Source organism: Halomonas sp. (assembly GCF_033549285.1).
In the GTDB taxonomy this organism is placed as follows: domain Bacteria; phylum Pseudomonadota; class Gammaproteobacteria; order Pseudomonadales; family Halomonadaceae; genus Halomonas.
Genome location: NZ_JAWSUJ010000082.1, coordinates 1 through 19,481, shown reverse-complemented (window position 1 = coordinate 19,481; position 19,481 = coordinate 1). Strand labels below are relative to the sequence as shown.

16 protein-coding genes and 1 pseudogene are annotated in these 19,481 nt (G+C 68.9%); 6 read left to right on the top strand and 11 right to left on the bottom strand.

Going from position 1 to position 19,481, the window contains the following annotated elements; all coding sequences use genetic code 11:
* On the bottom strand, positions 1-1,307 hold a 1,307-nt coding region (locus SCI24_RS16075; RefSeq protein ID WP_318726336.1), incomplete at its 3' end, for an aspartate aminotransferase family protein.
* A 34-nt stretch (positions 1,308-1,341) separates the two neighbouring features.
* The gene (locus SCI24_RS16070) at positions 1,342-2,787 is read right to left on the bottom strand and encodes an NAD-dependent succinate-semialdehyde dehydrogenase (RefSeq protein WP_318726335.1); all 1,446 of its coding nucleotides are present in this window, start codon (positions 2,785-2,787) and stop codon (positions 1,342-1,344) included.
* 205 nt (positions 2,788-2,992) lie between these two features.
* Between SCI24_RS16070 and SCI24_RS16065 the strand changes: the two genes are divergently transcribed.
* Entirely contained in the window at positions 2,993-5,458 is a 2,466-nt protein-coding gene (locus SCI24_RS16065; protein WP_318726334.1) for a DUF1266 domain-containing protein, read from the top strand.
* A gap of 220 nt (positions 5,459-5,678) precedes the next feature.
* Positions 5,679-6,296: an NlpC/P60 family protein gene (locus SCI24_RS16060; RefSeq protein ID WP_318726333.1), complete on the top strand. Its 618-nt coding sequence runs from the start codon at positions 5,679-5,681 to the stop codon at positions 6,294-6,296.
* A gap of 13 nt (positions 6,297-6,309) precedes the next feature.
* On the opposite strand, the pseudogene SCI24_RS16055 reads toward SCI24_RS16060, so the two are convergent.
* Positions 6,310-7,196 (bottom strand): annotated as a pseudogene (locus tag SCI24_RS16055) (LysR family transcriptional regulator).
* 110 nt (positions 7,197-7,306) lie between these two features.
* Here SCI24_RS16055 and SCI24_RS16050 point away from each other — a divergent pair.
* Positions 7,307-8,566, top strand: a complete 1,260-nt coding sequence (locus SCI24_RS16050) for an MFS transporter (protein ID WP_318726332.1) — start codon at positions 7,307-7,309, stop codon at positions 8,564-8,566.
* On the opposite strand, the gene msrA is transcribed toward SCI24_RS16050, so the two are convergent.
* On the bottom strand, positions 8,488-9,120 hold the full coding sequence (msrA, locus tag SCI24_RS16045; RefSeq protein WP_412929997.1) for a peptide-methionine (S)-S-oxide reductase MsrA: 633 nt from the start codon (positions 9,118-9,120) through the stop codon (positions 8,488-8,490). The two genes, SCI24_RS16050 and msrA, sit on opposite strands and share 79 nt — an antisense overlap.
* Before the next feature lie 189 nt (positions 9,121-9,309).
* On the opposite strand from msrA, the gene SCI24_RS16040 reads away from it, so the two are divergent.
* Entirely contained in the window at positions 9,310-11,559 is a 2,250-nt protein-coding gene (locus SCI24_RS16040) for an FAD-dependent oxidoreductase (RefSeq protein WP_318726331.1), read from the top strand.
* Positions 11,559-12,197, top strand: a complete 639-nt coding sequence (locus tag SCI24_RS16035; protein WP_318726330.1) for a CDP-alcohol phosphatidyltransferase family protein — start codon at positions 11,559-11,561, stop codon at positions 12,195-12,197. The genes SCI24_RS16040 and SCI24_RS16035 overlap by 1 nt, the downstream gene beginning before the upstream one ends.
* 84 nt (positions 12,198-12,281) lie before the next feature.
* Here SCI24_RS16035 and SCI24_RS16030 read toward each other — a convergent pair whose 3' ends face one another.
* Positions 12,282-12,764, bottom strand: coding sequence for a peptidylprolyl isomerase (locus SCI24_RS16030; RefSeq protein ID WP_318726329.1), 483 nt, complete (start codon positions 12,762-12,764; stop codon positions 12,282-12,284).
* Between the two features lie 233 nt (positions 12,765-12,997).
* Between SCI24_RS16030 and SCI24_RS16025 the strand changes: the two genes are divergently transcribed.
* Positions 12,998-13,279 (top strand): hypothetical protein, encoded by a 282-nt coding sequence (locus SCI24_RS16025; protein WP_278031347.1) that lies wholly within the window; start codon positions 12,998-13,000, stop codon positions 13,277-13,279.
* A 126-nt stretch (positions 13,280-13,405) separates the two neighbouring features.
* Here the strand turns inward: SCI24_RS16025 and SCI24_RS16020 are convergent, their stop codons facing one another.
* The 6 genes from SCI24_RS16020 to SCI24_RS15995 form a co-directional block, all read right to left on the bottom strand.
* Positions 13,406-13,873 carry a glycine zipper 2TM domain-containing protein gene (locus tag SCI24_RS16020; protein ID WP_318726328.1) on the bottom strand — a complete coding sequence of 156 codons (468 nt, stop codon included), beginning with the start codon at positions 13,871-13,873 and terminating at the stop codon, positions 13,406-13,408.
* Between the two features lie 217 nt (positions 13,874-14,090).
* On the bottom strand, positions 14,091-15,689 hold the full coding sequence (locus SCI24_RS16015) for an isocitrate lyase (protein WP_318726327.1): 1,599 nt from the start codon (positions 15,687-15,689) through the stop codon (positions 14,091-14,093).
* Positions 15,690-16,080: 391 nt separating this feature from the next.
* Positions 16,081-16,512 (bottom strand): GNAT family N-acetyltransferase, encoded by a 432-nt coding sequence (locus SCI24_RS16010; protein ID WP_318726326.1) that lies wholly within the window; start codon positions 16,510-16,512, stop codon positions 16,081-16,083.
* A gap of 4 nt (positions 16,513-16,516) precedes the next feature.
* Positions 16,517-17,695 (bottom strand): cupin domain-containing protein, encoded by a 1,179-nt coding sequence (locus tag SCI24_RS16005; protein WP_318726325.1) that lies wholly within the window; start codon positions 17,693-17,695, stop codon positions 16,517-16,519.
* Positions 17,692-19,056, bottom strand: a complete 1,365-nt coding sequence (purB, locus tag SCI24_RS16000; RefSeq protein ID WP_318726337.1) for an adenylosuccinate lyase — start codon at positions 19,054-19,056, stop codon at positions 17,692-17,694. The genes SCI24_RS16005 and purB overlap by 4 nt, the downstream gene beginning before the upstream one ends.
* A gap of 46 nt (positions 19,057-19,102) precedes the next feature.
* Positions 19,103-19,481 (bottom strand): lysogenization protein HflD (locus SCI24_RS15995; protein ID WP_318726324.1); only part of this gene is annotated, 379 nt, incomplete at its 5' end.

The window sequence follows — 19,481 nt, the reverse complement described above, 5'->3', positions numbered from 1 at the left end:
ACCAGCTCCTTGAGGGACTCCTCGACGATGGCGAGGCCTTCCTCGAGCACCTCGTCCTCGATGGTGACCGGCATCAGGAAGCGGATGGTGTTGCCGTAGAGGCCGCAGGAGAGCAGGATCAGCCCCTTCTCGCGGGCCTTCTTGCACAGCGCGCCGGCCAGGTCGGCATCCGGGGTGTGGTTGGCCTTGTCGGAGACGAGGTCGATCGGGGTGTGGTTGGCCTTGTCGGAGACGAGGTCGATGGCCGCCATGGCGCCCATGTTGCGGCCGTTGTCGACGCAGTCGAACGTCTGCTGCCACTGGGCGAAGCGCTTGGCCAGCTTGTCGCCGAGCGCCTGGCTCTTCTCGAGGATGTTCTCCTGCTCGAAGACCTCGAGTACCGCCAGGGTGGCGGCGCAGGAGACCGGGCTGCCGGTGTAGGTGCCGCCCAGGGAGTTGGCGCCGGAGGCGTCCATGTGCTTGTCGGTACCGACCACCGCCGAGATCGGCATGCCGTCGGCCATGCTCTTGGCCATGGTGATGATGTCGGGCTCGACGCCGCTGTGCTCGATAGCGAACATCTTGCCGGTGCGCCCGAAGCCGGACTGCACCTCGTCGACGATCATCAGCATGCCGTGCTCGTCACAGATCTCGCGGATCGCCTTGAGGAAGCTCGCCGGCGCCGGATAGAAGCCGCCCTCGCCGAGTACCGGCTCCAGCACGATGGCCGCGGTGTCGCGCGGGTTGGCGTCGGTCTTGAGTGCCATCTTCAGTCCGCGCAGCGCCTCGTCCTCGCTGACCCCGTGGTAGGGCACCGGGTAGGGGGCGCGGAAGACGTTGCCCGGCATGGAGCCGAAGTCGGTGGCGTAGGGCGCGACCTTGCCGTTCATGGCCATGGTCATGAAGGTACGGCCGTGGTAGCCGCCGTCGAAGCAGATCACGTTGTTCTTGCCGGTAGCGGCACGGGCGACCTTGACGGCGTTCTCCAGCGCCTCGGCCCCGGAGTTGGCCAGCATCACCTTGGCGTGGCCGCGGACCGGGGTGACCTGGCTGAGCTTCTCGGCCACCTTCACGTAACCCTCGTAGGGCATCACGGTCTGGCAGGTGTGCATCACCTTGTCGAGCTGGTCCTTGACCGCCTGGACCACCTTGGGATGACGGTGGCCGATGTTGAGCACGCCGATGCCGCCGGCGAAATCGATGATGCGGTTACCGTCGGCGTCCCACACCAGGGCGTTCTCGGCGCGGTCGGCAAACTGGGTGGCCGGGCTGGCGGCGCCGCTGGCCACGTAGCGCTGCTTGAGTTCGTTGAGCTGTGCGTTGTTCATGGATCCTGCCTCCTTGGTAAGACGTTGCGGGCGATCACAGGCCGCCGACACAGACGTATTTTAGTTCAGTGTACTCATCCAGGCCGTGGCGCGACCCCTCGCGTCCCAGCCCTGACTCCTTGACCCCACCGAAAGGGGCAAGCTCGGTGGAGAGAATGCCTTCGTTCACGGCCACCATGCCATACTCCAGCCCCTCCATGACATGCCAGATACGGCGATAGTCACGGGCATAGAAGTAGGCGGCGAGGCCGAACTCGGTGGCGTTGGCCATGGCGATGGCCTCCTCCTCGGTCTCGAAGCGGAACACCGGCGCCAGGGGGCCGAAGGTCTCCTCGGTGGCGACCTTCATCTCGGTGGTCACGTCGGCGATGATCGTCGGCTGGAAGAAGGTGCCGCCCAGCGCGTGGGGCTCGCCGCCGCAGACCAGCCGGCCGCCCTTGTCCAGGGCATCGCGCACGTGGCTCTGCACCTTCTCCACGGCGGCGGCGTTGATCAGCGGGCCCTGCACCACGCCCTCGTCGAGGCCGTTGCCGACCTCGAGCCGGGCCACCCGGGCGGCCAGCTTCTCCAGGAAGGCCTCGTAGACCCCGGCCTGGACCAGCAGGCGGTTGGTGCAGACGCAGGTCTGCCCGGAGTTGCGGTACTTGGAGGCCACCGCCCCCTCGACGGCGGCATCCAGGTCGGCGTCGTCGAAGACGATGAAGGGCGCGTTGCCGCCCAGCTCCATGGAGGCCTTCTTGACGGTGCCGGCGCACTGGGAAAGCAGCCGCTTGCCCACGGGGGTGGAGCCGGTGAAGGAGATCTTGCGCACCCGCGGGTCGGTGGTCAGCACCTCGCCGATCTCGGCCGGCCGGGAGGCGGTGACGACGTTGATCACCCCGGCCGGGAAGCCGACCTCCTCGGCGAGCTTCACCAGGGCCAGGGCAGTGAGCGGGGTGGCCTCGGCGGGCTTGATCACCACCGGGCAGCCGGCGGCCAGGGCCGGGGCGCACTTGCGGGTGATCATCGCCAGCGGGAAGTTCCAGGGGGTGATGGCCGCCACCACGCCGATCGGCTCGCGGAACACCAGGATGCGCTTGTCCACGCCGTGGCTGGGCAGGGTCTCGCCGGCGACGCGCTTGGCCTCCTCGGCGTAGTACTCCACGAAGGAGGCGCCGTAGGCCACCTCGCCGCGAGCCTCGGCCAGCGGCTTGCCCTGTTCCAGGGTCATCAGCCGCGCCAGGGCTTCCTGGTGGGTCATGATGGCCTCGAACCAGGCGCGCAGCAGGGCGGCGCGCTCCTTGGCGGTGCGCCGCTTCCAGGCCGGCCAGGCGTCCGCCGCGGCAGCGACGGCCTCGCGGGCCTCCTCGGCGTCGAGGTCCGGGACCTCGGCCAGGGTCTCGCCGGTGGCGGGGTTGGTCACGGCGAAGCGGCGCGCGCCTTCGCGCCACTGGCCGGCCACGTAGGCCTTGTCGATCAGCAGCTGGGGTTCCGCGGGCATGGGGGCTCCTCGTCGGGGGTGGTCATCATGTTGGACGAGTGTGCATTATTTAAAACAAGTCGCCAAGCCCCGGTGTCGCCCGTTTTCGCGGCCGCTGGCCATTCGGCCATCGGCGCCGGCAACGCTTTCCGCTACACTATGGCGCCGACTCGCCGCGGTAGGCGGCGCGGCACGTTCCTGTTCCGGATTTATGGCGAGGTGAGCCTTGGTCGATCCCCTGAATGCCTGGTGGGCCCAGCAGCTGGTGCTGTGTGACTGGGCCTTCACGCCCGATCCCCTGACGGTGGAGGCCGATGCGGCCGTCGAGCGGCTGGCCGCCCTCGGGGTGGCCGACCGTGGCGAACTGGCCTGGTGCCTGCTGGAGGCCCTGGGCGCGGGGGGCGCCGGCGTCGACCCGGCCAGGCTGCTGGCCGGCCTGGAAGTCATCGCCCTGGGCGGTGCGGCGGGCTGGCTCGGGGAGGCGCGCGCCCGGGCCTGGGCCCAGCGGCTCGCCGAGGAGGTCAGCGCCCACCACGCGAGCCTCGATGCCTGGCTTGAGGCGCTGCTGCATGCCCGCAGTGCCGAGGGTTGGGTGCGCGGCGACGACGGCTTCTTCGAGGCCTGCGAGGCCCTCTCGGCCCTGGAGTACGACGGGGAGGGCGTGACCTGGGAAATGCTGCAGGAGTGGCTGGCCACCCATGCCACGCCGCTCGCGCTCTGGCCGACTTCCCCCGAGGATCAGGTCTGGCGGCTGCGCGCCGCCTTCTCGCCGGTCGTCGAGCTGCCCGCCGGCCCCCAGGACTGGCAGGGGCTGGCGGCCTGGCTGGAGGAGGCCTGGGAGGTCCGCAGCCGCGAGGACCTGGTACGCAGCCTGCTGTGGCTGGCCTCCCAGGGCGATCGTCAGGCCTGGGACCTGGATGCCGGACGCCTGCTCGAGGCGGACGCCGGGGTGCGCCGGCAGTGGCAGGAGGCCCTGGCCGGCACAGAGCGCGACTACGGCCGGGTGCTGATGGGCTTCCTCGATCAGGGCGAGCCGCTGGAGTGGGCCGCCTGGGACTGGTTGCGGCTGATCGACCTGGCCTGGGCCGGCGCCTGCCTGGGCTGGCTCGAGGCGCAGGAGGCCCGCGACTTCGCCGTCCACGGCGCCGACCTGGCGCTGCGCCGCTACAGCGACTGGGCGGCCCTGGCCCGCGCCTACCAGCGGGGGCGCAGCCTGTTCGAGGGGCGCAACCTGCTGCCCGCCCTCCAGGCGGACTGGGCGCTGCTGCTGCACTCGCCGGTGAGTCCCTGGCGTCCGGCCCTGCAGGGGCTGGTGCCGGAGGAGCTCATCGCAGCCTCGCGCGATGCCCTGCGCGCCTGGCGTGGCGACCCCCGTCACTGGACGCTGGCGCTGGCCGCGGTGCGCGAGCCCGAGTTCGCCGCCCGCCAGGGGCCAGTGGCCGAGCTGCCAGTCGCGCGGCGCGAGGAGGCGCGCCGCTACCTGGTCGAGACACTCGACCTGCATGCCGACGAAGGCGTCGAGGCGCTCTCCCGCTACTGGCTGCCGGCCCAGGCCCACCACCTCAACCAGCTGGCGGCGGATGCCGCCCACGGTGCCCTGCCGCCGGCCGAGACCCCCTTCGGCCACCCGGTCCCGGACGAGTTGGCGAGCCGCGATGCCCTCCGGCAGGCGAGCCGCCACGCCGCGACCATCCATATGGCAGAAAAGTTCGCCTTTCACCTGCAGATGGCCATGGACAGCGGGGTGTTCGACGCGACCCGCCTGGCCGGCCTGGCCGAGGCCCTGCAGGGCTCGCTGTGTCGCTTCTATCCCGATGCCCGTCGCCTGCTGAAGGCCTGGGCCCACTGGGAGAGCCTGCTTCCCGAGCCCGACCAGCCCCCCATGCTCGCCGAGATCCGCTGGCATCTGGAGGACCCCGGGAGCCTCTTCCACTGGCTCGACTGGCGCGGCGGGGCCTGGCTCGAGCCCGGACCGCGACCGACGCTTGCCCACTTCACCGCCATGGCGCTGGTCGGGCCGCTCAACAGTCCGGCCTGGAGTCTGCCGCAGCCGGAGAGCGAGCGCGAGTGCGCGGCCATCCGCGACTGGGTCGATGGGCATTATGCCCTCCACGGGGAGGCGGAACTGGCCGAGTTCCTCGAGTACCTGATCGAGGCCGGCGATCGGCAGGAGTACCAGATCAACTATGCTCCCTACACGCTCAACCATGGGCGGCTGGCTTCCGAGATCGCCACCCTGGAGAGCGGCGAGTGCAGCGAGGAGGAGGGCGCTCACCTGTTGCGCCTGCAACGGGTCAGGAACAACGAGGACGGCTGCAATGAGGTCGACCTGGCGGCCTGGGACATTGCCCAGGCCGTGGACCTGGCCATCGCCGGCCGCCAGCTGGGGTGGCTCGGCGAGGCGGCGTTCTTCGACCTGCTCGAGCGAGCCCATGGCCTTGCCGCCGAGCACTATGCGGGCTGGGAGGAGTATGCCCGCGGCCTGCACGCCGGCTTCTCGTTCTTCATGGGCGAGACCCCGGAGCGCGAGAGCTTCCTGGCGGGCTTCCGCCAGGCCCTGGTGGCCTGGCTCTCGGGGGCGCCGCCCCTGGCGGGGGCCTGGGCGAGCCTCGACTTTCCCGGGGCGCGGCCGCGCCACTGGGCGCCGCTGCATATCGATACGCTGCCGGGCGACAGCCGTACCCTGCACTGAGGGCTCGCCGTGATAAGAAAGTATGGTTTATAGTCACTGAGATTGATGACATGGCTCCTCCTGTCGGGAGCCTTTGCCAGGCAGCGAGCCGCCGACAGGCCGCTCTGGCAGTGATACCGGGCCGCTCCCGGCAACACTGCCACAGCGACAATATCCGCAGACCGGGCGACGCAGGGCGTCGACGGCACGGGTGCGGCTCAGGGAACGAGGTCGTCGCAGGATGCTGGTCAAACGCGTGTGTCGTATCATGGTCGTGGGGGGAGCCCTGGTGCTGCTGGCGGGCTGTGCCGCCTCGGGCGGCGTCGAGGAGCAGGCCGTCGGCGGCTACTTCGACCGGGACCTGCCGGGGATGCCCGCCGACCCCCGGATGTCCCCCGTGGACAATCCCATCCTGGAGGCCCGCGGCCTGCACAACCCGCCCCCGACGGTGATCCGCCGGGCCCTGCTGGCCCAGCACGAGCGTTGGGCCGGCACCCCCTACCGGCTGGGCGGCAGCTCCTTTCGCGGGATCGACTGCTCGGCCCTGGTGCAGAACGTCTTCAGCGACACCTTCCGCTTCGACCTGCCGCGCACCACCGAGGAGCAGGTGCGCGCCGGCCTCGAGGTGGCGCGTGATGCCCTGCGCCCCGGCGACCTGGTGTTCTTCCGTCCCCCCGGGACCTACCGCCACGTGGGCATCTACGTCGGCGAGGGCCGCTTCCTGCACGCCTCCACCTCACGGGGCGTGATGATCTCCGAGCTTGACAACCGCTACTGGCAGCGCCACTTCTGGCAGGCGAGGCGCACCCTGGAGCCGACCCTGCTGGCCCGGCGCCTGGGCGAGACCGGCGAGGGCTGAGGGCCGGGGCCTGCTAGAGCACCTCGCGGTGGGCCAGCACGAAGTCCAGGAAGGCCTGTTCGGCCCGCGACAGGTAGGCGCCACGTCCCCAGGCCAGCGACAGGTCAAGCCAGGCGGGCGGGTCGAAGGAGACGGCCCGGAGCTCCGGCTCCTCCACCACCCGCCGCAGGAAGGTGGTGATGCCGAAGCCCTGGCGGACGATCGCCTTGGTCAGTGGTATCAGGTTCGACTGGAAGGCGATGTCGGCCGTGGTGCCGGTCTCGCGCGCCAGGGCATCGACGAACTCGCGGTGGAAGTAGCCATCCTGGAACAGCACCAGGGTCTCGCCGAAGAAGGCTTCGGCGGAGACGCTTTCGCGCCTCGCGAAGGGGTGCTCCCGCGGCACGCAGACCACCATCTCCTCGCGCACCAGGCGGCGCCGCTCCAGGTGACGGCTGCTGTCGTCGTCGATCACCACCCCCAGGTCCAGCTCGCCCTCGGCGATCATGCGCTGCAGGCGTCGCGCACCGGCCTCCACCACGGTCAGCCGGATGCCGGGATGGCGGGCCTTGAAGCCCATCAGCAGTGGCGGGAAGTAGTAGGAGCCGAGCATCGAGGGGATGCCGATGCGCACCTCGCCCTTGACCAGGCCGTGCAGCTCGCGCATGGCGAGGTGCGCGGCCTCGGCGCGTTCGAGCAGCGCCCGGGCATGGGGAACCAGGGCCCTGCCCTCCGGGGTCAGGGCGATGCGTCGCTCGTGGCGGTGGAAGAGCGGCAACTCCAGGCCCTTCTCGAGACCGGCGATGGTCTGGCTGACCGCCGACTGCGCCACGTGGAGGGTCCGGGCGGCGGCCGTGAAGCCCCCTGGTCGGCCACGGCCAGGAAGACCCTGAGGGTGCGCAGGTCGAAGGGCAGACTCATCGGCGCTCCGGAAGTCGAGTCATAAGCAAACCAGATGATGATGATCTGGATATTCTGTTTGGCTTATCATTCTCGCCGGTGGATCATGGCCTGCCAAGTCGGAGGACGTCATGATCGCCGCACATACCCGCGCCTGGTGGCGAGCGACCCTGGCCCTGTGCCTGGGCTCCTTTCTGGTCTTCATCAACCTCTATGCCCCACAGCCGCTGCTGCCGGCGCTGCGCGAGACCTTCGCGGTCTCGACGCTGGGCATCAGCCTGGTGATGTCGGTCGCTACCCTGGCGCTGGCCGCCTCGCTGCTGGTGTTCGGCCCGCTCTCGGATGCCATCGGCCGGGGCGCCATCATGCGCCTGACCCTGCTGGCGGCCGGTCTGCTCTCGCTGGGGCTGGCGTTCGCGCCGAACTTCGAGACGCTGCTGGCGATGCGCGCCCTGCAGGGCTTCGTGCTGGGCGGGCTGCCGGCGGTGGCGATCGCCTGGATGGGCGATGAGTTCGAGCGACCGGCCCTGCTCTCGGCGGTGGGGCTCTATATCGGCGCCAACTCCCTGGGGGGCATCAGCGGCCGGGTGGTGGGCGGCGCCGTGGCCGAGGTCGGCGGGGCACCGGCGAGCTTCCTGGCGGTGGGGGCGATGACGCTGGTCGGGCTGGCGCTGTTCTGGAAGCTGCTGCCCGCCTCCCGCGCCTTCACGCCGCGCCGCTTCGAGCTGCGCGGCGCCCTGGCCGACCTCGGCGGCCACCTGCGTAATCCGCTGCTGCTCGGCGCCTACCTGCTCGGGGGCCTCAACTTCCTGATCTTCATCAACCAGTACAGCTACATCACCTTCCGGCTGGCCGATGCTCCCTTCGGGCTGGGTACCCGGGTGCTGGGGCTGATCTTCTTGACCTACCTGGGCGGCACCCTCGGCTCGTCGCTCTCCGGACGGCTGGCCGCGCGCTGGTCGCAGCCGGCCTGCATGATGCTGGGGATCCTGATCCTGATCGTCGGTACGGCGGTGACCCTGGCCGGCTCGCTTGGCTGGATCATCGCCGGGCTGACCGTCAACGCCTTCGGGTTCTTCCTGGCCCACTCCATGGCCTCGAGCTGGGTGGGGCGCCGGGCCCGCTCGGCGCGGGGCAGCGCCTCGGCGCTCTACCTGGTGTTCTACTACAGCGGCGCCAGCCTGGGCGGCTTCTGGCTGGAGCCGTTCTGGCGGGCCGCCGGCTGGCAGGGCGTGGCCTTGGCCTCCTGGCTGATGCTGGCGGTGACCCTGGGGCTGGCCGGCTGGCTGTGGCGGCGCGAACGTCGCGAGGATCAGGGGGCCGAATTGGCGCCGGCCTCGTCGCCCCAGACCTCCTCGAGCCGGTCGACGCGGCCGCAGCCCGACTTGTAGAAGCGATAGCGCACCTGGTTCTCGAGGTAGTAGTCCTGGTGGTAGTCCTCGGCCGGGTAGAAGGCCTCGAAGTCATTGATCTCGGTGGTGATGGGCTGGTCGAAGCGCTCGGCGACGGCATCCCGGCTGGCCTCGGCCAGCGCGCGCTGCTCGGCATCCATGGGGAAGATGGCGCTGCGGTAGGAGGCGCCCTTGTCGCAGAACTGGCGGTCCTCGGCGAGGGGGTCGATGTTGCGCCAGAACACGTGGAGCAGGGTCTCGTAGTCTACCTGGTCGGGGTCGTAGTCGACCTTGACCACCTCGGCATGGCCGGTGCCGCCGGCCGTTACCTGGTCATAGGTCGGGTCCTCGGTGTGGCCACCGCTGTAGCCGGAGGTGGTGGCCCGTACCCCTTCGACCTTGTCGTAGGCTTCCTCCATGCACCAGAAGCAGCCGCCGGCGAAGACGGCACTGGCGGTCTCTTCATCGGCCTGGGCTAGGCCAAAGGTGCCAATCGCGGCCGGCAAGGCAAGCAGGGTCATCCGGCAAAAGGCAGGAAAGGACAAGGCTCTCATCTTGGGGCTCCATGGGTCAGTGATCACAGGTTTGAGGGACGTGATACCTTTGAGTTCCCAATTCTCCCAGTTCCTTTCAGGATACTGTGTTCGCTTCCGCGTAAGTTACCGTCATCGACAACGACAGAGGGGCGACTTCGACGGCCGCGCATGCGGCGATCCTTATCATTTACCTACGGGAGTGCCCCCTTGACTCGACGACGCCTGATACTCGCGGCCGTGATCGCCCTGCTGGTCGCGGCCTACTTTCTCAGCGGGGCCAATCAGGCCCTGACCCTCGACAACCTGCAGGCCGAGCAGGCGCGCTTCCAGGCCTGGCTGGCCGCGGAACCGCTGACTGTCGCCGGCGGCTTCTTCCTGATCTATGTGGCCATCACGGCGGTATCGCTGCCCGGGGCGACCCTGCTCACCCTGCTCGGCGGGGCACTCTTCGGTTTCGGCTGGGGGCTGCTGCTGATCTCCTTCGCCAGCACCCTCGGGGCCACGCTGGCCGCGCTGGTTGCCCGCACCCTGGCGCGCGCCCCACTGGAGCGACGCTTTGCCACCCAGCTCGCCCGCATCAATGCCGGCATCGAGCGCGAGGGGGCCTTCTATCTCTTCACCCTGCGACTGATCCCACTCTTTCCCTTCTTCGTCATCAACCTGGTGATGGGACTGACTCGCATGCGGCTCTGGACCTTCTACTGGGTCAGCCAGGTCGGCATGCTGCCGGGCACGGCGGTCTACGTGAACGCGGGGCGCGAGCTCGGCAACCTGGAATCGCTCTCCGGGGTCCTCTCCCCTGGGTTGATCGGCTCCTTCGTGCTGATCGGCCTCTTTCCCTGGCTGGCCCGTGCCCTGGTGGCCGTCGGCAAGCGCCGCCAGCTGGCCCGCCGCTTCGATCGCCCGCGCCACTTCGACCAGGACATCGTGGTGATCGGTGGCGGATCGGCCGGGCTGGTCGCGAGCTACATCGCCGCGGCGGTCAAGGCCCGGGTCGCGCTGGTGGAGCGCGACCGCCTGGGTGGCGACTGCCTCAACACCGGCTGCGTGCCCTCCAAGGCGTTGATCCGGGCCGCGCGTGTCGCCAGCGAGATCCGCGAGGCCCCGCGCTACGGGGTCTCCGCCGGGGCGCCCGAGGTGGACTTCGCCGCGGTGATGGGCCATGTCCACCGCGCCATCCGCGAGGTGGAGCCCCACGACAGTCGCGAGCGCTACGAGGGGCTCGGCGTGGAGGTGATCGCCGGCGACGCCGTCCTCGAGGATCCCTGGCGGGTGCGTATCCGCGAGGCCTCGGGCGAGCGGGTGCTGACCACGCGCCATGTGATCATCGCCAGCGGGGCGCGGCCCCGCGTGCCGCCGCTGCCTGGCCTGGAGGCGATCGAGGTGCTCACCTCCGACAACCTCTGGCGGCTCGAGACCCTGCCCGAGCGCCTGGTGGTGCTGGGCGGCGGCCCCATCGGCTGCGAGCTGGGCCAGAGCTTCGCCCGGCTGGGCAGCCGGGTGGCGCTGGTGGAGATGGGCGGCCAGCTGCTGCCCCGGGAAGACCGGGAGGTTGCCGCCGAGGTCGAGGCACGGCTGGGGGAGGAGGGCCTGGCGGTCCACCTCGGCACCCGGGCGCTGCGGGTGGTGGCCGAGGAGGGCGGTGGCCATGCGCTGGAGGTCGAGCGGCATGACGCCCAGGGCGAGGCGCTGATCGAGCGGCTGCCCTTCTCCCACCTGCTGGTGGCGGTGGGGCGCCAGGCCAACGTCGAGGGGCTGGGCCTCGAGGCCCTCGGTGTCGAGACCCGGCCCGACGGCACCCTGGCCGTGGACGAGTCCCTGCAGAGCGTGCTGCCCAACGTCTGGGCCTGCGGCGACGTGGCGGGCCCCTACCAGCTGACCCATGCCAGCGCCCACCAGGCCTGGCATGCCACGGTGAACGCGCTGTTCGGCGAGCTCAAGCGCTTCCGGGTGAGCTATCGGGCCCTGCCGGCAGTCACCTTCACCGACCCCGAGGTGGCGCGGGTCGGGCTCAACGAGCGCGAGGCCCTCGCGGCGGGCGTCGAGGTCGAGGTCACCCGCTACGCCCTGAGCGAGTTGGATCGCGCCATCGCCGAGGGCAGTACCCGCGGCTTCGTGAAGGTGCTGACCGTGCCCGGCCGTGACCGGATCCTCGGCGCCACCATCGTCGGCCAGGGGGCCGGGGAGATGCTCGCCGAGTTCACCCTGGCGATGACCCGCGGTATCGGGCTCAACAAGCTGCTGGGCACCATCCATCCCTATCCGACCCACAGCGAGGCGGTCAAGGCCACGGCCGGGGTGTGGAAGAATGCCCACAAGCCCGAACGCCTGCTGGGCTGGCTTAAGCGCTACTTCGCCTGGCGGCGCGGCCCGTCGGTCGAGAGCGCCGCCGCGCCATCGGCCGGGCAGACCACGGATCAAGACGCTGAAGGAGCGACCGGGAAAGGGGGGCAGTAATGTTCGATCGCTGGACCATGCCCCTCACCCAGGCACCGCTGACGCGCCTGGCGCGGGGCCTTGCGAGATGGCGGGTGCGTCCCGATCAGGTGACGGTCGCTGCCTTCCTGATGGGGATGCTGGCCCTGCCGCTGCTGGCCCTGGGGTGGTACCTGCCGGCGCTGGTGGCCATCCTGCTCAACCGCCTGGGAGATGGCCTGGATGGCGCCCTGGCCAGGCTGACGGGGGAGGTGAGCGATGCCGGGGGCTTTCTCGACATCGGCCTGGACTTCGTCTTCTACGCGGCGGTGGTGCTGGGCTTCGCCCTGGCTGAGCCGGCGGCCAATGCCTTGGCGGCGGCCTTCCTGCTGTTCGCCTTCATCGGCACCGGGACCTCCTTCCTGGCCTTCGCCATCATGGCCACGCGCCACGGCCTGGAGCGTCCGCGCTTCCAGCAGAAGGCCTTCTACTACCTGCACGGCCTGACCGAGGGCACCGAGACCGTGCTGGCCTTCGTGCTCTTCTGCCTGTTTCCCGGGCATTTTGCGCTGCTGGCGTGGGTCTTCGGCGCGGCCTGCCTGATCACCACCGCCACCCGGCTATGGGGCGGGCACCGCACCCTGCGGGCCTTCGAGCAGGAGCGTCGGACATCCTCGTAGCCCTGAACGAAGAAGGGGCAGCCAGTGGCTGCCCCTCCTGAACGTGGCTGCACCTCTCGGCGGCCGCTGCGGTCGGTCGAGCGTTCAGTGCTCGTGGCCGCCCTCGCCGTGCACGTGGCCGTGCTCGACCTCTTCCTCGCTGGCCTCGCGGACCTCGGCGATCTCCACGTCGAAGTTCAGGGACTGGCCGGCGAGCGGGTGGTTGCCGTCGACGGTGACGGTGTCGCCTTCCACGCTGGTCACCGTGACCATCAGCGGGCCGCCCTGGGTCTGGGCCTGGAACTGCATGCCGGGCTCGACGCTGTCGACGCCCTGGAAGGCGTCACGCGGCACTTCCTGAACCAGCTGAGGCTGGACTTCGCCGTAGCCTTCTTCCGGGGAAACCTTGGCCTGGAGCTTGTCGCCGGTGGTGCGACCTTCCAGCTGCTTCTCGAGGCCCGGAATGATGTTGCCGGCGCCGTGGAGGTAGGTCAGCGGCTCGCGGCCTTCCGAGCTGTCCAGCACTTCACCTGCATCGTTGGTCAGGGTGTAGTGGAACGCGACAACGGAATTCTGCGCAATCTGCATTGATGAACCTTTCGGTGAGTGCATGTAGCGCGACATGGTAACGCGGCAGTCAAGCCACTGTCAGGGGCATGGAGGAAATTCAGGATGTGAGGGCCGAGCCTGAGTCGCATTCACGCCTTTCCGGGCCCGCGCGGGGGGACTTTCGGACGGTTGCGTGGCCTACCGGGCAGGGATACCCTTGCCAGAGTCCGATTTCCCGATTCCCTTCGAACGTCCCTTCCATGGAGAGTGCCATGACCCTGACCCTGATCTGGCTGATCGCCTTCGCCGTCTTCCTGTACCTGTTCCTCAAGCGCTGGGAGGCCTCCGTCAGCGGCATTCTCGATGCGCTGCTGCCTGCCGTGCTGCGCAGCGAGGATGATCGCTGGGTATGGTGTCCGGCCCTGGCGGTGCTTGGCGCCACCTTCATCGTGCGTCCCGTGGACCTGCTGTTCACGGTGATCGTGATCGGCGTGGTGGCGCTGGTCGCCACCAAGCTGGCCGGCTGGGCCATGAACAAGGTCGACCTGCACTGAGGCTGTCCCCGGTCCTCCCCGATCATGACCGGAACGAGGAAGGCCCGCGGAGTGCTCCGCGGGCCTTCCTCGTTGACGGTAGATCAACTTGCCCGGTCGTTCATCCCGGGACGCCCAGCACCGTCCTCAGTAGGGCGCCACGCTGACGCTGCTGCCGCTGCCGATCAGGCGCACGCGCTGGCCGACCTGGAAGTTCTGGTCCGCCTTCTGGACCACGACCACGTTCTGGCCATTGTCCTGGCGGATCTCCATTTCCCAGGCGGTGATGCGGTTGGTGGCTTCCTCGGCCTTGGTACCGACCACGGCACCGCCGATAGCGCCGGCCACGGTGGCCAACTGGCGTCCGGTGCCGCCGCCCACCTGGTTGCCGAGGATGCCGCCGATCACGGCGCCGCCGCCGGAGCCGAGCAGGCCACCGGCGCGGCTGTCGGCCTGGATCTGCACCTGGCGAAGGGCAGTGATGGTGCCGAAGGTCACGGTCTGGGCCGACTTGGCCTGGTTGCCGCTGTAGACGTTGCCCGAATAGGGGGCGGTGTTGGCACAGCCGGCCAGGGTCAGGACGCCGATGGCCAGAACGGGAAGAAGGCGTTTCATGCAGGATCTCCTTGATGTCCGCGACGAACACTCGGTCTCCGGAGGGTGACCAAAGGTTAATGGACGGTGTTCTTTAACGAGTCTACCCATTGCACACCGGCTTGGCCAGCGCGTCGGGCTTCCTGCCACGAGTGTAGCGCCGGCTTGCGGTCGACAATATGAAAAAAGGGAGGCCAATCGGCCTCCCCAGGGGTTCCAGTGGTCGTTGCCTGCGGCCTCAGCCGAACTGGTTCATGGTGTTGTCCTTGCCGCCGGCCTTGAGTGCCGCCTCGCCGTGGAAGAACTCCTTGTGGTCGTCACCGATGTTGGAGCCGGCCATGTCCTGGTGCTTGACGGTGGCGATGCCCTCGCGGATCTCCTTGCGCTGCACCCCGGCCACATAGGCCAGCATGCCCTCGTCGCCGAAGTAGCCCTTGGCCAGGTTGTCGGTGGAGAGGGCCGCGGTGTGGTAGGTCGGCAGGGTGATCAGGTGGTGGAAGATGCCGGCCTCGCGAGCGGCGTCGCGCTGGAAGTTGCGGGTCCACTCGTCGGCCAGCCGGCCGAGTTCGGTGTCGTCGTACTTCGCGTTCATCAGGTCGGCACGGTCGTACTCGGACACATCCTTGCCTTCCTGCTCCCAGGCATCGAATACCTGCTGGCGGAAGTTCAGGGTCCAGTTGAAGGACGGGCTGTTGTTGTAGACCAGCTTGGCGTCCGGGCAGACCTCGCGGATGCGGTTGACCATCCCGGCGATCTGGCCGACGTGGGGCTTCTCGGTCTCGATCCACAGCAGGTCGGCACCGTTCTGCAGGCTGGTGATGCAGTCCAGCACCACGCGGTCCTCGCCGGTGCCCGGCTTGAACTCGTAGAGGCCGGAGGCCAGGCGCTTGACCTTGACCAGCTTGCCTTTCTGCTTGATCACCACGTCGCCGTTGTTGATGTCGGAGGCCGAGGCGATCTCGTCGCCGTCGAGGAAGCTGTTGTACTGGTCGCCCAGGTCGCCCGGCTCGTTGGTCACGGCGATCTTCTGGGTCAGGCCGGCACCCAGGGAGTCGGTGCGGGCCACGATCACCCCATCCTCGACGCCGAGTTCCAGGAAGGCATAGCGCACGGCGTTGATCTTGGCGATGAAGTCCTCGTGGGGCACGGTGACCTTGCCGGCCTGGTGGCCGCACTGCTTCTCGTCGGAGACCTGGTTCTCGATCTGGATGCAGCAGGCGCCGGCCTCGATCATCTTCTTGGCCAGCAGGTAGGTGGCCTCGGCGTTGCCGAAACCCGCATCGATGTCGGCGATGATCGGCACGACGTGTGTCTCGAAACCGTCGATCTTCGCCATGGCCTCGTCGGCCTTCGCCTGGTCACCGGCCTTCTTGGCCTCGTCCAGGTCACGGAAGAGGTGGTTGAGCTCCCAGGCATCGGCCTGGCGCAGGAAGGTGTAGAGCTCCTCGATCAGGCCCGGCACGGTGGTCTTCTCGTGCATGGACTGGTCGGGCAGGGGGCCGAACTCGGAGCGCAGGGCGGCGACCATCCAGCCGGAGAGGTAGAGGTAGGAGCGCTTGGTGGTGCCGAAGTGCTTCTTGACGGAGATCATCTTCTGCTGGCCGATGAAGCCGTGCCAGCAGCCCAGCGACTGGGTGTACTGCGAGGTGTCGGCGTCATAGGCCGCCATGTCCTCGCGCATGATCCCGGCGGTGTAGCGGGCGATGTCCAGGCCGGTCTGGAAGCGGTTCTGCACGCGCATGCGGGCGGCATGCTCGGGGTTGATGTTGTCCCACTTGCCCTGCTGGGCTTCGCGCAGTTGAGCCAGAGCCTTGAGTTCGTCTTTGAATGTCGTCATGGGGCCATCCTTCGGGTCAGGAGTGGAATCTCGTGATCGCGATGTCGGATAAGGAACCGGTGTCGCGGCCGCTGGAGTCGCCTGCTGCATCATTCGGCAATGCCTTATGCTGCACCTGCGAAGTGCTCTCAGGGTCGACCAGATGGCGGGGCTTGTCTCTACGGCCTTGGTCGAACCTCGGGGAGGGTATGCCAGCCGATCTGCCTGATCCTGTCGGTCGGCAGGCAAACAGCCGTTTTACCCTCGCCATGGCAGCCACTATGGCCCCTGGCGACGGGCTTCAGCAATTGACCCTTGGGGGGAGAGGGCGTTGTAGCTCGACTACAGGAAGGGGCGACGAGCGACCTTTCCTGTAGTCGAATTTCCTCGGGAAGGGAGGGGGAGTCGTGTCTCAACCGTCGAGGTCAAGGCGCATATTGCGGTGCGGAATACCGGCATCGAGGAACTCGTCCCCGAAGGCCACGAAGCCCAGGTGCTCATAGAACGCCAGGGCGTGGGTCTGGGCGGCGAGTTCCACGCTGGCATGGCCGTCGCGGCGGGCGGCCTCGATGGCGGCCCGCATCAGGCCCGCGCCGATGCCCAGCCCGCGGGCCTGGGCGAGCACGGCCACCCTGCCGATATGGGCATCGGGCAGCAGCCGGGCGGTGCCCAGGGGGAGGTCGTCGTGCAGGGCCAGGAAGTGGCGGCACTCGGGGTCGCGGCCGTCCCACTCCTCCTCCTGCGGCACCCGCTGCTCCTCGATGAAGACGAGCCGGCGGATCTCCGAGGCGGCCTCGCCGAGTGCCGCCCAGTCGCCTTCGCGAATCTCGATGGTGGCGTCCATGGCGTCACTCCTCAGCGAAGTCCCCGGCCCAGCCGAGGCTGCCGATATCGAGCAGGCGGGCAAGCAGCGCGTCGGCCCCGGGCAGGGCCAGCGCCTCGGCGTCCAGCGGGGCGTCGGAGGCCACATGCCGGGCCAGGGGCAGAGCGCAGTTCAGCCCGTCACCATCGGCGAAGAGGGTCGCGCGGTCGTCGTCCAGGGCCCGCCAGGCGAAGCGCGAACCGGGACTGCGCACCAGTTCTTCGCCCTCCTGTAGTGCGGCGACAAGCTCCTCGGCCTCGGTCGGGGTCTCGGTGGGGACCAGCTGGTCGACGTACTTGGGCTGGGTCATCACGCGGCCGAACCACTGGGCCAGCTGGGCCGGGTCGTCCAGGGTCTCCAGGATCAGGCGGCGCATGCGCGCCACCGAGGCGTCGTCGAGCTCGGTGGGGTCCTCGGGCGGCGTCATGCCGGCATCGGCGTAGCGCCGTGATGCCGGCAGCTGCTCGCCGAGATAGTCGGCGAAGGACGTGATCGCCTCGTCCGCGGAGGGGGCGCGAAACCCCACCGAGAGGGTCAGGCAGTCGTCGGACTGGCTGACGCCATGGTGGGCCCAGGCGGGCGGCAGGTAGAGCATGTCGCCCGGCTCGAGCACCCAGTCATCGCCTGGGGCCACCTCGAAGCGCTCGAGGATGCGCAGGTCGATGCCGTCGACGATGGGGGCATCGTCGTCGACCTTCCCTCCCAGCTGCCAGCGGCGCCGGCCGCTGCCCTGGAGCAGGAAGACGTCGTACTGGTCGACGTGGGGACCGACGCTGCCGCCCGGGGGGGCATAGCTGATCATGATGTCGTCGAGCCGCCAGTGGGGCAGGAAGTCGAAGGCCTCGAGCAGCTCGGCCACCTCGGGCACGTAGTGGTCCACGGCCTGCACCAGCAGGGTCCAGTCGCGCTCGGGAAGCCGGGCGAAGGTGGCCTCGTCGAAGGGCCCGTGGTGGACCTGCCAGGGGCCCTCGGCACCGTGCTCCTCCACCAGGCGGGCCTCGACGCCCTCCTCGCAGGCGAGCCCCGCCAGCTCGTCCGGGTCCAGCGGGCACTGGAAGTCGGGGAAAGCGCCGCGGATCAGCAGCGGCTTCTGCTGCCAGACATCGCGCAGGAACTCGGCGGCGGTCAGGCCGCCCAGCATGGGCAGCGGCGCATCGGAGTTCATAGCTTCCTCGCCTGCTCTTCGGCGTTGCCGATATAGGTCGCCGGGCTCAGGGCCTTGAGCTCCGCCTTCACCTCGTCAGGCAGCGCCAGGGTGTCGATAAAGGCGGCGAAGCCGGTCTGGTCGATGCGCTTGCCGCGGGTCAGCTCCTTGAGCTTCTCGTAGGGCTTCTCGATGCCGTAGCGGCGCATCACCGTCTGGATCGGCTCGGCGAGCACTTCCCAGCTGGCGTCGAGGTCCTCGGCGATGCGCGCCGGGTTGGCCTCGAGCTTGCCGATGCCCTTGAGCGAGGCCTCGTAGGCGATCAGGCCATAGGCCAGGCCGACGCCCAGGTTGCGCAGCACCGTGGAGTCGGTGAGGTCGCGCTGCCAGCGGGAGATCGGCAGCTTCTGGGCCAGGTGGCCGAGGATGGCGTTGGCAAGCCCCAGGTTGCCCTCGGAGTTCTCGAAGTCGATTGGATTGACCTTGTGGGGCATGGTCGAGGAGCCGATCTCGCCCTCGACGGTCTTCTGCTTGAAGTAGCCCAGCGAGATGTAGCCCCAGACGTCGCGATCGAAGTCGATGAGGATGGTGTTGAAGCGGCACACCGCATCGAACAGCTCGGCGATGTAGTCATGGGGCTCGATCTGGGTGGTAAAGGGGTTGAAGGTCAGCCCCAGGCCCTCGACGAAGGTGCGGGCGTTGGCTTCCCAGTCCACCTCCGGGTAGGTGGCGAGATGCGCATTGTAGTTGCCGACCGCGCCGTTGATCTTGCCCAGGATCTGGACGCCCTCGGTCTGCGCGAGCTGGCGGCGCAGGCGATAGGCGACGTTGGCCATCTCCTTGCCCAGGGTGGTGGGGCTCGCCGTCTGGCCGTGGGTGCGCGAGAGCATCGGCTGGGCGGCGTGCTCATGGGCGAGCCGGGCGACCTCGTCGGCCACCCGGTGCATCACCGGCAGCAGGCTCTTCAGGCCGTCGGTCAGCATCACGCCGTGGGAGAGGTTGTTGATGTCCTCGCTGGTGCAGGCGAAGTGCACGAACTCGGTGACGGCGTGCAGTTCGGGCTGGTCGGCGATCTTCTCCTTGATGAAGTACTCCACCGCCTTGACGTCGTGGTTGGTGGTGCGCTCGATCTCCTTGATGCGCGCGGCGTCTTCCAGCGAGAAGTCGCGCAGCAGCGCCTCGAGGAAGGCGGTGGCCTCGGCGGAGAGCCTGGGCACCTCGGTGATCTGCGGGTGCTCGGCGAGGCGCTGCAGCCAGCGGATCTCGACGATGACCCGTGCGCGGATCAGGCCGAACTCGCTGAAGTGTTCGCGCAGGGCCTCCGCCTTGCCGGCGTAGCGGCCGTCGACGGGGGAGAGGGCGGTCAGGGCGGAGAGGGGCAGGGAAGCGGCTTGCATGATCGGGTTCCGGTCAAGGGAAGTGGAAGGGTCAGCCCAGCTGGTCGAGGGTCTTCTTCAGGGCGCCGCGCTGGAAGACCAGCTTCCAGCGTCGCCCCCCCTGCTGGTGCCAGAGCAGGGCGAAACGGATGCCGGCAAGCAGGATGGCGCGCACCCGCTCGGGCATCATGCGACTCTGCAGCAGCGAGGGGTCGCCCTGGACGACGATGCGGGTCTTGAGGGTCGAGAGGGTTTCCTGGTAGGCCTCGCCGAGGCTGGCGATGACGTTCTCGTGGGTCTCGCCGAAGTGCTCGGCCTGGCCCTGGATGCGGGCCAGGCGCGTGCCGAGGTCATCCAGCATGGCATTGTTGCCGCGCAGCTTGTTCATCAGCATCAGCAGCGAGAAGCCGTAGCGCAGCACCACCGGGTTG

What these genes read in the sequence shown, in the direction of transcription:
- SCI24_RS16035 (WP_318726330.1), top strand. Translation starts at nt 11,559, where the DNA reads ATGTTCGATCGCTGGACCATGCCCCTCACCCAGGCACCGCTGACGCGC.
- SCI24_RS16025 (WP_278031347.1), top strand. Translation starts at nt 12,998, where the DNA reads ATGACCCTGACCCTGATCTGGCTGATCGCCTTCGCCGTCTTCCTGTAC.
- SCI24_RS16010 (WP_318726326.1), bottom strand. Translation starts at nt 16,512, where the DNA reads ATGGACGCCACCATCGAGATTCGCGAAGGCGACTGGGCGGCACTCGGC.
- SCI24_RS16005 (WP_318726325.1), bottom strand. Translation starts at nt 17,695, where the DNA reads ATGAACTCCGATGCGCCGCTGCCCATGCTGGGCGGCCTGACCGCCGCC.
- SCI24_RS16060 (WP_318726333.1), top strand. Translation starts at nt 5,679, where the DNA reads ATGCTGGTCAAACGCGTGTGTCGTATCATGGTCGTGGGGGGAGCCCTG.
- SCI24_RS16030 (WP_318726329.1), bottom strand. Translation starts at nt 12,764, where the DNA reads ATGCAGATTGCGCAGAATTCCGTTGTCGCGTTCCACTACACCCTGACC.
- SCI24_RS16020 (WP_318726328.1), bottom strand. Translation starts at nt 13,873, where the DNA reads ATGAAACGCCTTCTTCCCGTTCTGGCCATCGGCGTCCTGACCCTGGCC.
- SCI24_RS16070 (WP_318726335.1), bottom strand. Translation starts at nt 2,787, where the DNA reads ATGCCCGCGGAACCCCAGCTGCTGATCGACAAGGCCTACGTGGCCGGC.
- SCI24_RS16015 (WP_318726327.1), bottom strand. Translation starts at nt 15,689, where the DNA reads ATGACGACATTCAAAGACGAACTCAAGGCTCTGGCTCAACTGCGCGAA.
- SCI24_RS16050 (WP_318726332.1), top strand. Translation starts at nt 7,307, where the DNA reads ATGATCGCCGCACATACCCGCGCCTGGTGGCGAGCGACCCTGGCCCTG.
- msrA (WP_412929997.1), bottom strand. Translation starts at nt 9,120, where the DNA reads ATGAGAGCCTTGTCCTTTCCTGCCTTTTGCCGGATGACCCTGCTTGCC.